We start from the raw sequence: 13,361 nt of genomic DNA on the forward strand, positions 1-13,361 counted from the left end.
TGTTTTTAAGACATGTACGGGCGGGGTTATTTGTATACTTTAATTTATCATGTTACCAAACACTATAAAACCTTGAAATTAGCTGTAATCAAAGAAACCAAAGTGCCTGAACGGCGGGTGGCCCTCTCACCGGATGTGGTGAAGTTGCTAACCAGGTCAGGCTTTACGTGTGGTATAGAGAGCGGGGCCGGGGAGGCCTCTGGCTTTTACGATAGCGCCTACGAGCAGGTGGGTGGCCTGATCTTCCCGGACAAAGCCGCTATGCTGGCCGATACCGACGTGCTGCTAAAAGTAAATGCCCCCACGATAGAGGAAGTAGAGTTGCTGCGCGAGGGAAGCGCCCTGATCTCTTTTCTGTATGCCTACACGGTGCCGGAACTAGTAGACCTTTTGGTGCGGAGAAACATCTCTGCCTTTGCCATGGATGCCGTACCACGCATCTCCAGGGCGCAGAAGATGGACGCGCTAAGTTCCCAGGCCAATCTGGGTGGCTATAAGGCGGTGCTGCTTGCCGCCAATGCGCTCGGTAAGCTGTTCCCGTTGATGATGACGGCAGCCGGTACCATAACACCGGCGCGTGTTCTCATTTTTGGGGCCGGGGTGGCCGGACTGCAGGCAGTGGCGACGGCGAAGCGTTTAGGCGCGGTGGTAGAGGTAACAGATGTGCGACCTGAAACCAAGGAGCAGGTAGAGTCATTGGGTGGACGGTTTTTGGAGGTGCAGGCCGAAGGGGTGCAGACCGAAGGGGGCTACGCCAGAGAAGTATCTGCCGAATACCTTCAGAAGCAAAAAGAGCTTATCTCCAAACACATTGCAGAGGCAGACATCGTGATTACCACAGCGCTGGTTATCGGCAAAAAAGCGCCCTTACTTGTTACCGAAGAAATGGTGCAAAGTATGAAACCGGGCTCCGTGATCGTGGACATGGCCGTGGAGTCGGGGGGCAACTGTGCCCTGAGCGAGTTTAACCAAACGGTGGTAAAGCATGGCGTAACCATTGTTGGGGAAGCGAATTTGCCGGCGCTCGTTCCGGTAAACGCCAGCGAACTGTACGCCAAAAATATCAGTACCCTGCTGCTGCACCTGGCCGATAAGGATGACTTTAAGTGGGAGCTGGAGGAGGAGATCACAAAAGGCTCCCTGATAACTTACCAGGGGCAGCTGGTACATCAATTTACAAAAGACATTTTAGCGAAAACAGTATGAATGCAGAAACACTTATAGTACTCCTTTATGTGCTGGTGCTGGCCAGCTTTGTAGGGTTCGAGCTTATCTCCAAGGTCCCGCCTACGCTGCACACACCACTTATGTCCGGCTCAAACGCCATTTCAGGCATTACCATTGTCGGGGCAATTGTGGCAGCCGGGCCTGTTGATTTATCGGTTAGCAAGGTGCTGGGCATTGCGGCGCTGCTGCTGGCTACGCTCAACGTGGTTGGGGGCTACGCCGTGACCGACCGCATGTTGAAGATGTTCAAAAAGAAAAAGTAACCCAAGATGATGGAGAAAGATTTACTTATAAAAATAGCCTACCTGGTGTCGTCGGTGCTGTTTATCATGGGCATCAAGATGCTGGGCAAAACGGCTACGGCGCGGCGCGGCAACACCCTCTCGGCCGTAGCCATGTTCATTGCCGTGGTGGCCACGCTGCTCAACAGCCAGGTGCTGAGTTTCACCGAGATTTTCGTGACCATCCTGATCGGCTCGGCTATCGGGCTGATTGTGGCGCGGCGCGTGGAGATGACGTCCATGCCTGAAATGGTGGCCCTTTTCAATGGTTTCGGCGGAGCCTCGTCGGTGCTGGTGGCGTCTTCAGAATACTGGCGCATGGCCCACGAAGCCAATGCCAGCATGCCGTTGGTGGTGGGCGTCACGGTGGTGATCAGTGTCATCATCGGAGCTGTTACGTTTAGTGGCTCCCTGGTGGCGTTTGGTAAGCTGAAGGGCATTATTAACGGTCGCGCCATTATGTTTACGGGGCAGCATGCCCTGAATGCTGCTCTTTTCGTTACGGCGCTGGCGGCCTCGGTACTGGTGGTGCTCAACCCGAACACAGAAGTATGGATGCTGGCCGTGCTGGGGCTGGCGCTGCTGCTGGGTATCCTCACGGTGATCCCGATAGGTGGGGCTGATATGCCGGTGGTGATCTCGCTACTGAACTCATACTCCGGTATTGCGGCAAGCGCCACGGGTTTCGTACTGAACAACCAGGTGCTGATCATAACAGGTGCTCTGGTAGGTGCCTCCGGTATCATACTTACACAGATCATGTGCAAGGCCATGAACCGCTCGCTGGTGAATGTGCTATTGGGTGGCTTCGGGCAGACCAAGGGCACTGCGGCGGCCGGCGGTGGCGAGGAGATCGTGGTGAAAGAGGTGGGCGTGGAGGAGAGCGCCATGCTGTTCGAGTCCGCCTCTTCCGTTATCATTGTTCCGGGCTATGGTATGGCGGTGGCGCAGGCGCAGCATGTGGTGCGTGAGTTGGCCGACAACCTCGAAAAGCGCGGCACTTCCGTGAAGTTCGCCATTCACCCGGTGGCCGGCCGTATGCCAGGCCACATGAACGTGCTGCTGGCAGAGGCTAACATCCCGTATGACAAGCTTATCGAAATGGACCAGATCAACGACGAGTTCGCCAACACGGACATCGCCCTGATCATCGGGGCCAACGACGTGGTGAACCCTGCCGCCCGCACCAACCCGGGCAGCCCGATCTTCGGAATGCCCATACTTAATGTAGATAAAGCGCGCACCGTAATAGTGTGTAAGCGAAGTATGAACGCCGGTTACGCTGGTATCGAAAACGAGCTCTTCGGCCACGATAACTGCCTGATGCTTTTCGGTGATGCCAAAGCCACTATTACCAAAGTGGTAGGCGAGCTAAAGGAGATGGCAACTGCCTGACAATAGACCTGCCCCAAAACAAGGCAGGAGAAGTATACTTTACAGAAATGGTTCTGTGGGAACGCTGGTTTATAGCAGCCAACGTTCTCGCAGAACCATTTTTGTTTCAGCTCAACACACCCCAGGTATATTTAAAGTATATGCTGCCCAGATGTGCATTGCCATGCACTTTGTAACGTGTATTGCCGCAATTCAGTAAGAGAGGGACATAAACCGGAACCTATGCTAAATGTATACTTATATGCTAAAAGAGTGGCGATTGCCGCCTTTATTGTTTTGCTGATCGCGAGTGCGTTTTACCTGCTGGGGCAGCATGCGTACTTCTTCCTGCTGGTGTTTGCAGCCATCCTGCTGGCGGTATTGTTCTGCGGCATGACGGATTGGATCATGGATAAACTGCACCTGAAGCGAGGGTTGAGCCTGTTTCTGGCGGTGATCCTTTTTTTCGGGCTAATTGTAGCGGCCTTTTGGTTGATTGCACCTACTGTGAGCCAACAGGTGCAGGAAATGAGGCAGACCATTCCGAAGGCGATGACGCAGGTGCAGGACTGGCTGGGCCAATATGGCTGGGGACAGAAACTGGTAGAGAAGGTGCCTCAGGACATGAGCAAAGTAATCCCTAAGCAGGAGGCCATACTTTCTAAAGTATCCGGTATTTTCTCCAGTACCTTAAGTTTTCTGGCCGATTTTTTTATCGTTATCATCACGGCACTATTTCTGGCTGCCAGCCCCAAGCTGTATACAGTAGGGCTCTCCAAGCTTTTCCCGGTGCGTAACCGTTCGCGTGTCTTGCAAGTGCTGGAGAAGAGCTACGACACCCTGAAATCGTGGCTCTTGGGGATGCTCTTTGCCATGGCCATCATCGGTGTAAGCTCGGCTATAGGGTATAGCCTGATCGGTTTGCCATTAGCCTTTGCGCTGGCGCTTATAGCCTTCTTCCTGGCATTCATACCTAACGTAGGCCCCTGGATTGCCGGTGTGCCTGCCGTACTGGTGGGCCTAACCGTGAGTCCTCAGATGGCCCTTTACGCAACGCTGGTGTATGGTGGTATTCAACTGGTAGAGAGTTACGTCATCACGCCGCTCATTTTCCAGAAAACCGTGGACCTGCCACCGGCCTTGCTGCTGTTTTTCCAGGTGCTGCTGGGCATACTGCAGGGAGCCCTCGGGCTGTTGCTGGCCGCGCCTATACTTGCGTTATTAATGGTGGTAGTAAATGAGCTGTATGTGAAGGATGTGCTGGAGGCCGATCCGGTAGATGCCTCCAAGGAGAAGCTGGCGGAGGGATAGGATAACGTGGCCTGTGTTGGTGCATGAGCCGATGCCAAAGTATAATTTTAGCACATTTTCCGTTTCTTGCCAAGTATAAACCAAGGAGGGAAGTTAAAGCTGTCCATCAACGGCAAAATTTTTGTAGCTTTGGCTCATTAACTTACGTTTTCTAGTCCATATTATATTTATCAGAACGTGCTGCAGGTAACGAATATCCATAAAAAATACGGTTCGTTGGAGGTGCTCAAGGGCATCGATCTGACAATTGGGACTGGTGAGGTTGTTTCTATTGTGGGAGCTTCCGGGGCCGGTAAAAGTACGCTGCTGCACATTTTGGGTACGCTGGATACGGCCGACACCGGCGATGTGCTGTTTGATGAAAAGAATATTGCCCGCATGAACGCAGCCGACATGGCACGTTTCCGCAACAGGCACATCGGGTTCATTTTTCAGTTCCACAATCTGCTGCCCGAGTTCACGGCTGTTGAGAATGTGTGCCTTCCCGGTTTTTTAGCTGGCCGGCCTGAGAAAGAGGTACGCCAGCGCGCCGAAGAACTGCTGCACATGCTACACCTGTCGCACCGGCTCGACCATAAGCCTTCCGAGATGTCGGGTGGTGAACAGCAGCGCACAGCGGTTGCCCGCGCCCTTATCAACTCGCCCAAGGTTATTTTCGCCGATGAGCCCAGCGGTAACCTCGACTCCAAAAATGCCCAGGATCTGCACGACATTTTTTTCCGGTTGCGTAATGAGTTTAACCAGACCTTCGTGATCGTTACCCACAATGAGCAATTGGCCACCATGGCCGACAGAACCCTGGTAATGAAGGACGGACAGATAGTGGAAGAATTGGTTAGCTCCGGTAGGTAAAGAGTCGTATATTTTAAGCATTACAGAGGGCAGGCTTCGGCTTGTCCTTTTTTGTTTTCAGAATCAGGTTTTACTGGATGTAGGAAAGATTTCAAGGGATAATTTCCGATTTAGCTTTTAACCCCTCTTCCTCTGAAACACCAGACCTCCCACATCTCTATCCCCAAAACCTTCGTATTTAAACTTTACCCTTTGCTCAACTTTTAGCTTTTGGAGAGAGTTGTGGTAGGTGGTCAAAATAATTGAAAATAATTTATAAGTAATTGATAATCAGCAGTATAAAATAGATTATTTTTCTGATTTTTTGCACTATTTACCCTGCTGCTCTGTTAGGTATATGTAACACAACTATGAAAGCTAAATGAGTATGAATCAAGCAAATAAGGAGACTAAGGTGCAGAAGAAACCGAAGATTGAGAGCTATGATATAGCCAAGTCTGACGAAACGCTTCACCTGGCTGTTGACCTGGCCAAGTTCATAAAGGAAAACCGCCTTTTCCAGAACATCCAGGGTAAGGAATATGTGAATGTGGAGGGCTGGCAGTATGCCGGTTCACGTTTGGGTATTTTGCCAGTGGTGGAGCATGTGGTAAACATAAGCACCGACGATGAGATAAAGTATCAGGCAAAAGTTAACCTGCTAGACCTGCGCAGCCAGCAGGTGGTGGGTGCAGGCTTTGCCATCTGCTCTAACCGTGAGCAGGGCAAGAAGTACTATCAGGAGTTCGCGATTGCCTCTATGGCGCAGACGCGTGCCATCGGTAAGGCGTATCGTAACATTCTGGCCTGGGTAATACGTGCCGCCGGTTATGAGCCTACTCCTTCAGAGGAAATGGACTATGGCGGAAATGAGCCTGCTGCTAAACCAGCTGTGCCAACCGAGAAGAAAGCAACCATGAAATCTTCTACGGCGGCTCCGGCGGCAGAGGCAGACAAGGCTGAAGAGCAGAATGCCAGTGTGCGCTATGCGTCGGCTAAGCAGAAGGAGGAAATTATCCGGTTGCTGAACAACCCGACTATCACGCGCCAGGAGAAGACCAAGATGCTGCTTAACATCAACCGTTTTGATGAGGAGCGTGCGGCGCAAGCTATCGAGAAACTGAAAAAAGTGATAGAGGAGCGGGAGGACGGACAGTCGGCCGCTGCTTAACATGATTTTTACCCATGACAAAAATCCTCACCTCTTTTGAGGTGGGGATTTTTGTTTTAGGAGTTTGGGAAGTATAAAACAGCAGCTACGGGGCCTTCATGGCCTACCGAGATAGGAGAAGGGAAGTTTACACTTTACAGGCCTATGCAGCTAAATTGACCGAATTATAAACCTCACTCTGCTGCCCTTGCTCGGACCTTATGCGAGCTGTCCCTGCAGGTGTTGACCCACCCCTTGAGAGCTACGCTCGCTAGCTCAAAACTCCCGTTTTGGCTAGTCCCAAGAGGGGAATTTTTAGCAGGCAATTTCATCCCCCATGCCTCCTTCTTTCTCGAGAACCCCTACCCCCAAGGGGACTTGGTTCCTGTGACATCGAAGGTATCATCCAACCACCCCTGCCCCTCCTTGTCTAAGGAGGGGAGCCTGTAATGACTGATGTTGAAGTGTAAGTTCCATAGTTGGGGATGGATGTCATCGCCAAAAGTATGAACCCACCCCTAGCCCCTCCGAGGAGGGGAATTTACCTCACCCCAGCCCTCTCCTAAAAACAGGAGAGGGAGTCCGGTCCCAGTGGTATAGTAATGGCTATCGAAAACTGTTCCCAGTCTTTCCGTTGAGCGCCTTGTATTGATGCGGTGCCCGGAGGGCAGCCTGCAGCGCAGCGATGGCAGCTTCAATACACAGTGCGATGCGGGAAGACGAGCCCTCCCGGGCTGGAGGGAGCCAAAGCCGGAGGTGAAACGGTAGGTTTGTAAGACTGAGGATCAGCAGCAGCTAGTAAGAATAGCCTGTTTCAAGCAGCAGGAAGCAGCGGCTATGGAAGTATAAAGTATAATCTCAAAGTATAAGTATGGCTACAGTTGAGTTACAAACTCAACATCATTGTAGGACACAAGTCTGAAGACTTGCGCCAGAAAGGGGGCGAAAATGTAGCTTTAAGTATAAGGACGTGGACAAGGATGCCCGAACAGCAGGATCAGCAAATCATACTTTCCCAAAGTATAAACCTACCAACTGCCGCTGGCTTCTGTCTGCTATACCTTATCTTCGCGTTACAGAAACCAGCTATACTTTGCAGGACATCCACCACATACTTAAAACCTATTGGGGCTACGGCAGTTTCCGGCCGTTGCAGGAAGAGATTGTCGCTTCGGTGCTGACAGGCCACGATACGCTTGCCCTGCTGCCGACAGGAGGGGGGAAGTCTATCTGTTTTCAGGTTCCGGCCATGGCGCTGGAGGGTGTTTGCCTGGTTATCACGCCACTCATCGCCCTGATGAAAGACCAGGTGGAGAATCTGAAGAAGCGGGGCATCCCTGCCCTGGCGGTGTACTCGGGTATGAGCCGGCGCGAGATCGACATTGCCCTGGATAACTGCGTGTATGGTGGCGTGAAGTTTCTGTACCTGTCCCCGGAGCGTTTGTTGACAGACCTGTTTCAGGAGCGGGTGAAGCGCATGAAAGTGGGGTTAATAGCTGTGGATGAGGCACACTGTATCTCGCAGTGGGGCTATGATTTCAGGCCTCCCTACCTGCAACTGGCGGAGCTGCGCGAAGTACTGCCCGAAGTGCCGGTCATCGCCCTTACGGCCACCGCCACCGAGCAGGTAAAGCAGGATATACAGGAGAAATTGCGCTTCCCGAAGGAGAATGTTTTTCAGAAGAGCTTCGCCCGGGCTAATCTATCCTATTCCTGCCTGCCGACCGAGGATAAAACCAATCGCCTGCTGGAGATCCTGCAGCGCATGCAGGGCCAGAGCATTGTGTATGTGCGAAGCCGCCGCCAAACGGTAGAGATGGTTAAATTCCTGCAGAGCCGTCGCATCTCGGCCGCCGCGTACCATGCCGGACTTAAGTTTGAGGAGCGCAGCGCGGTACAGCAGTTGTGGGTGGAGGATAAAGTGCGGGTGATGGTGGCAACCAACGCCTTCGGGATGGGCATTGATAAACCGAATGTGCGGCTGGTGGTGCACCTGGATCTGCCCGAGAGCCTGGAGGCATACTATCAGGAGGCCGGCCGCGCCGGGCGTGATGAGCTGTATGCCTATGCCACTATACTTGTTGGTCCGAACGATGTGGCGGAGCTGCAGCGGAAGGTGGGGGAGGCGCATCCGCCGGTGGAGTTTATCCGGAGGGTATATCAGTGCCTGGCCAACTATTTACAGCTGGCTGTGGGCAGTGGGCAGTTCAGCAGTTTCGATTTTGATCTGGCAGACTTTGCCAAGCAGTATAAACTTAACCCGCTGGAAACCCACCATGCTATCAAGCTGCTGGAGTCGGAGGGGTACCTGCAATTGAACGAGGGCTATTATATGCCCTCGCGCCTGATGGTGGTGCTGGAAAATACAGAGCTCTACAGTTTTCAGCTAAAGAACCCGGAGCACGACAAAGTCATACAGCTTATTCTCCGGATGTATGGCGGCGAGGTTTTTGTGAATTTTGTGAAGGTGCGGGAGCGGAAGATGGCCGAACTGCTGAAAGTGCCGGAGCAGGAACTCAGGCGAAAACTGGAGTACCTGCACAAGCTGCAGGTCATCAACTATGAGCCGCAGCATGATTCGCCCCAGCTTGTTTTTACTGCCCCTCGTGAGGATGCGAGTCGCGTTATACTTAACACCAAAAAATTAAACACGCTGCAAGAGCGGGCACTGCAGCAGGCAAAAGAAATGGGCCGCTATGTGCAAACGGAGAACCGTTGCCGCACCCAACTGCTGCTGGAGTACTTCGGCGAGATTTCCGACACCCGCTGCCGCATCTGCGATTTCTGCCTGGCAGAGCGTAAAAGGCAGCGCCTACAGGAGGACTATACTTTCTTGCGCAGGAAACTGATGGAATTTATACAGGTACGGCCCTATTTGCCAAAGGAGCTGGTGCAGGAGTTTGAACCTAAACATGCCGAAGCTGTAACAGAAATTATCCGGGAACTGCTGGATGTGGGGAGACTGCGTTACCAGGAAAGCGGTAAGCTGGAGGTGAAAGGCTAACGAAAAAGCTGTTCTCGCCAACGCTTGCCAACCTCAACTAAAGTGCTGTAATTGTCCTGAACAGGAGGGTTGGGCTGAGACAGTTTTACTGATGATTTCCCCCAATACCGGGCATAGTCCTGGTTTACCCACTTGTTGTCTTCATCCACTTCTTCCTGCAGGTTCAGGAAATATAAGGAGGCAGGAACAGTAGTTAACGGCTGCACCACACAATTCTGGCACGGGCTGTTGGCCATCTGTTGGTCCCTTTGCCTCAGCTCTGCGTTATATCTTTTTGCTTTACCCGAAAGTAGGTCCAGGTAGGCGGTGCTGATGTTGTTATATAAGTTCAGGAATGCCAGTAGAAGCAAAATGCTCACAGCTGCACTGACGAAATGAGGCCATTTGGCGGAATTAAACCAATGGGGCTTTTGATTGATAAAAACCTGTAAGGAGTAGAACCAAGCCAGCAGTAGAAAGAAGTAGATCACATTCTGCAGCCGTGGAGTGGGGCGCTCACCCGTTGCCCAAACAAACAGGAAGTTCATTAGGAAAACCGTGCCCACCACGTACAGCAACAGCAAGGGTAGCGGTACCCTAAACATACCAGACAGGCTAAAAGCATCCTTGATTTCCCTCCCAAACAATAAAACATAAACCAAAGAAGCCAGCAGCAGCAAAGCACCCCATTGATAAAAAGAAGCTACCGTTAGTGCGCTGGCGTACACTACAGACCATAAAGGCTGCCCAGCCTGCGGATGAGACGCCATTCTGGCATAATTACCGGGTGCCAGCACCACTGCCAGGCTCACTGTAAAGCAGAATAAGAATACGGCTAAAAAGTATACTTTATTATCGGATTTGCCCATCCAGCTCACCACAAGTATAAACAGGAGTGAAGCCATCAGGTACAACATTGCCATTTCGTTGGCACCCGCTATAAGGGCCCCGGTTATGGCCGCTACCACTGTAAACACTATTTTTATACTTTGCTTGTGTGCCTTAGTAACACTGAACAGGAAGAAAAGCAACAGCAGGAACAGTACGTTTGGGACGGTGTAGGTTAAAAAACCCGTAAGCCAAAACAGCCCCTCTGCTGTGCTCGGCAACTGCACCAGGTATAGAGCCAGCAGCAAGGATGATAAACCTAGAATCACTGGCATGGCTACGTGGTGACGGAGCACCCTGTTAAGCAGGAAGGTCAGGCTAGCGGCCAGGGCCAGAAGCATTCCGAGCGCATAATAAGGGTAGGTGCTGAAGGAGTGGGTAATGAGCGGGTTTAGCCGAAGTATGGCTGTGCCGAAAAAGCGCCCGGACCAATGCTGGTAAAGTATGACCTGCGTATTCCAGAAATCCGTTTGCCGGTCGCGTAGGGCAAACGGGTAATCGTCTGCCTGCGGGTAGGCATAAAATGACAGCAACAGAAAAGGCAACAGGCAATAAATGCCCAGAAGAATCAGTGTAAAATAGAAAGCCCTGTGGTTTTGGCTAGGTTGGATAGACATATCAGTTACCTGTCTGCAACCCAAAGATAAGTGATTTCATGACTTTATACTTGCCATCCGATAATTTCTGAGCTTTCCTTGCACCTCCTGTAGCCACACCTTTACCCGTAGCCACGGTCCGCTTGCTTATTTTGCCTTTCTTTTCTCGGGAGATTGTTCCTGTTCGGTGCAACCGTTGGGGCTCCTGCAGCATCTTGTCTACATCTACACTACTAAAATAAAACTATGAATCTGAATGCAAAAAGAAGCGTGCGGTATGTGGGGAGGGCTGTTATTATACTGCTGCTAGTAAGTGCCTTAAGTTCCTGCGAAGATACTAACTGCATTAAAGGCGAGGGAAATATAGAGACGCGCACATTAAATCTGCAGCCGTTCAGCAGGGTGGAGGCAAACGGCGATTTCAAAGTATACCTTACTCAAGGTGAGGTACAGCAAGTGGAGGTTAAGGGGGAGCCGAACATCCTGGACCAGCTTGAAACCAGCATTAGCAACGGCACCTGGGAGATTGAGCACCGTGAGTGCGTCAGGCAAAGCAAACCGGTGGAGGTTTACATTACCATGCCACTGGTGCAATCGCTGTACCTGAACGGCTCTGGGTTAATTTCCAGCCAGTCTGCTTTTAGGGCTTCTGAGCTGGCGGTGGAGGTAAACGGGTCGGGGAAGGTAGATGTTGAGGTTGAGGCAATAAAAGTGATCACGCGCGTAACGGGTTCGGGCGAGGTGCTGCTGCACGGATACGCGCCGCTGCATAGCGTGATGATTTCAGGATCTGGAAGGGCAGAGGCCTTTGATTTGCAGGCCGAGAACGTAACTGTGAATATTTCCGGCTCCGGAGTGGCGGAGGTAAGTGCCTCTGATGCACTGGCGGCGGAGATATCGGGTAGCGGTATAGTATACTACCAGGGCAACCCATCAGTAACAAAAACTATTTCGGGGTCCGGTAAGGTGGTTAAGAAATAACTGGGATGGCTGCGGTTGCTACAGCTGCGCGTGTACCTGCCGCAGCCGCTCTTTCACCAACTGCAGGCTCTCATCGCTGAGCTGCTCCAGGTTTATACTTTTTCGCTGGCCGTTCTTTAGCTCGAAGTCTACCGAGAACAAGTGCAGCTGCATGGATTGTACCTCTTGCCACAGCACTTCTAAAGCCCGTTGGCGCCTCACTTTATACTTTATACCTTGCTCGTTTATTCGTAAGTAGCTTTTCCCCAGCACACCCAGTGGGTCTTTCTCTGAACTGGAGGAGTAAATGACATAAGCGTTTACAGTAAAGATGCTACCCATCACGAAGCTAATCCAGCTAAACTCAAAAAGCAGCAGCGCAAAGTATGATACAGGTGCAAGTATGGCAAAAGCCAGGTAGAGTCTCCTGATTTTGCGGGGATGATGAAACTGGCTTAGCAGGTTGATGTACAGTGGCGCTGAAAGCGTGGGGGCATTCATGGCTTTTGCGGAAAGGGGAAAATTAATTTAAGGCTGCTTTGGTCTTGTGAGCCTTTCTGCTGCCTAACGCTACAGCGATGGGTAGGGCAATGGCAGTTATTGCTCCTAAATCTAATTCACTCAAGGTGCTTTGCCAGTCTATCGCCTCTCCATTCAGTAAATTTTCCCACGTGTCCCACAGCTTCAGAAAAATTGTAAAGAGAAAAAATGACAGGAAGTACAGTAGCCCGTACTTTAATGACTGCAGTTTATCGTTTGTCTTCATATATTGAATATACAACATATATCCCTTCCTGCAAAGTATAAAGTATCACTTATACTTTAGCAATCGAAAGGCATTACTTAAACTTACGGCGGGTGTACAAGTATAAACTCTCCACTTTCTCGCGGGCCCAGGGTGTACGGCGCAGAAACGTGAGGCTGGATTTTATACTTGGGTCGTTTTTAAAGCAGTTTAGGTTGATCTTGCTGCTGAGGTGTTCCCATCCATACACATCCACCAGGTGCTCGAGCATCATCTGCAGCGTTACGCCGTGCAGCGGGTTATTTTTTTGTTCTTCTGCCATACTGCAAAAGTACGTAATCCAACGGAAAGTTTGATGATACCCTAAGGAGGCAATAGCCGTATACGGTTGCTATGTTAGAAGAACTTATCATTAGAACCCTGGCCGACACCCTGCCTGAAGGGCCATTAGACGCGTTGTTCCTGTTCGGACAGACAGAGGATAACCAGGAATCCGGTTTTGCGGTGGCCCAACGCCTGCTGGAGCAAGGGCGGGTGCAGAAGGTCCTGTTTTTGGATACCCAACCCTTAAGTGGCTACCCCGGCTTTGAGCGCTGGCACCAGGAGCTAAAAAATATGGGCCTACCTGAAGATAAACTGGAAGGAATTCCCGGCCCGGGCACCGATTACCTGCACACGCTGCTAGAAGCCGAGGCAATGGTGAAACACGCGAAAGAGAAAAGCTACAAAAGTATAGCCGTGGCAGCGGCACCCTTTCAGCAGCCCCGTGCGTTTATGGCTGCTGTTACGGCCGCACATCGTTTCTATCCTAGCCTGTACCTGTTCAGCCAGCCGGGTAAGCCTTTGCCGTGGTGCCACGAGGCGACGCACTCGCAGGGAAAAGTTGAGAATACCCGCGCCGGGTTAATTGCCGGAGAGTTGGAACGCATCAGCAAGTATAACGCTAAAGGTGATTTAAACTCGGTAGAGGAGGTGCTGGCGTACCTTAACCGCCGCGATACAAATCAATTGTAGG

The 13,361-nt window shown here is 51.4% G+C and carries 13 protein-coding genes; 9 read left to right on the forward strand and 4 right to left on the reverse strand.

Annotated features, from left to right (window positions below):
- Positions 1-72 precede the first annotated feature (72 nt).
- The 7 genes from OO017_RS09805 (at position 73) to OO017_RS09835 (ending at position 9,178) form a co-directional block, all read left to right on the forward strand.
- Positions 73-1,206 (forward strand): Re/Si-specific NAD(P)(+) transhydrogenase subunit alpha, encoded by a 1,134-nt coding sequence (locus tag OO017_RS09805; protein WP_266052300.1) that lies wholly within the window; start codon positions 73-75, stop codon positions 1,204-1,206.
- A complete protein-coding gene (locus tag OO017_RS09810) occupies positions 1,203-1,490 on the forward strand; it encodes an NAD(P) transhydrogenase subunit alpha part 2 (protein ID WP_266052301.1) in 288 nt (95 codons plus the stop codon). The genes OO017_RS09805 and OO017_RS09810 overlap by 4 nt, the downstream gene beginning before the upstream one ends.
- 6 nt (positions 1,491-1,496) lie before the next feature.
- Entirely contained in the window at positions 1,497-2,903 is a 1,407-nt protein-coding gene (locus OO017_RS09815) for an NAD(P)(+) transhydrogenase (Re/Si-specific) subunit beta (protein ID WP_266052302.1), read from the forward strand.
- A gap of 222 nt (positions 2,904-3,125) precedes the next feature.
- Positions 3,126-4,193 (forward strand): AI-2E family transporter, encoded by a 1,068-nt coding sequence (locus OO017_RS09820; protein WP_266052303.1) that lies wholly within the window; start codon positions 3,126-3,128, stop codon positions 4,191-4,193.
- Between the two features lie 177 nt (positions 4,194-4,370).
- Positions 4,371-5,045, forward strand: a complete 675-nt coding sequence (locus OO017_RS09825; protein WP_266052304.1) for an ABC transporter ATP-binding protein — start codon at positions 4,371-4,373, stop codon at positions 5,043-5,045.
- Positions 5,046-5,412: 367 nt separating this feature from the next.
- Positions 5,413-6,195 carry a hypothetical protein gene (locus tag OO017_RS09830; protein WP_266052305.1) on the forward strand — a complete coding sequence of 261 codons (783 nt, stop codon included), beginning with the start codon at positions 5,413-5,415 and terminating at the stop codon, positions 6,193-6,195.
- A 949-nt stretch (positions 6,196-7,144) separates the two neighbouring features.
- Positions 7,145-9,178 carry a RecQ family ATP-dependent DNA helicase gene (locus tag OO017_RS09835; RefSeq protein WP_369426426.1) on the forward strand — a complete coding sequence of 678 codons (2,034 nt, stop codon included), beginning with the start codon at positions 7,145-7,147 and terminating at the stop codon, positions 9,176-9,178.
- On the opposite strand, the gene OO017_RS09840 is transcribed toward OO017_RS09835, so the two are convergent.
- On the reverse strand, positions 9,175-10,662 hold the full coding sequence (locus OO017_RS09840) for a DUF6056 family protein (protein WP_266052306.1): 1,488 nt from the start codon (positions 10,660-10,662) through the stop codon (positions 9,175-9,177). The genes OO017_RS09835 and OO017_RS09840 overlap by 4 nt on opposite strands.
- Positions 10,663-10,887: 225 nt before the next feature.
- On the opposite strand from OO017_RS09840, the gene OO017_RS09845 reads away from it, so the two are divergent.
- Positions 10,888-11,622 carry a head GIN domain-containing protein gene (locus OO017_RS09845; protein ID WP_266052307.1) on the forward strand — a complete coding sequence of 245 codons (735 nt, stop codon included), beginning with the start codon at positions 10,888-10,890 and terminating at the stop codon, positions 11,620-11,622.
- Positions 11,623-11,640: 18 nt separating this feature from the next.
- Here OO017_RS09845 and OO017_RS09850 read toward each other — a convergent pair whose 3' ends face one another.
- The 3 genes from OO017_RS09850 to OO017_RS09860 all read right to left on the reverse strand — a co-directional run bounded on the left by OO017_RS09850 (position 11,641) and on the right by OO017_RS09860 (position 12,668).
- Positions 11,641-12,102 carry a hypothetical protein gene (locus OO017_RS09850; protein ID WP_266052308.1) on the reverse strand — a complete coding sequence of 154 codons (462 nt, stop codon included), beginning with the start codon at positions 12,100-12,102 and terminating at the stop codon, positions 11,641-11,643.
- Positions 12,103-12,124: 22 nt separating this feature from the next.
- Positions 12,125-12,367, reverse strand: coding sequence for a hypothetical protein (locus tag OO017_RS09855; RefSeq protein WP_266052309.1), 243 nt, complete (start codon positions 12,365-12,367; stop codon positions 12,125-12,127).
- A 73-nt stretch (positions 12,368-12,440) separates the two neighbouring features.
- Complete coding sequence (locus tag OO017_RS09860) at positions 12,441-12,668, reverse strand: VF530 family protein (RefSeq protein WP_266052310.1); 228 nt, start codon at positions 12,666-12,668, stop codon at positions 12,441-12,443.
- Positions 12,669-12,739: 71 nt separating this feature from the next.
- Between OO017_RS09860 and OO017_RS09865 the strand changes: the two genes are divergently transcribed.
- A complete protein-coding gene (locus OO017_RS09865; RefSeq protein WP_266052311.1) occupies positions 12,740-13,360 on the forward strand; it encodes a YdcF family protein in 621 nt (206 codons plus the stop codon).
- Position 13,361: the final 1 nt, after the last annotated feature.

Source organism: Pontibacter anaerobius (assembly GCF_026241195.1).
Lineage (GTDB): Bacteria > Bacteroidota > Bacteroidia > Cytophagales > Hymenobacteraceae > Pontibacter > Pontibacter anaerobius.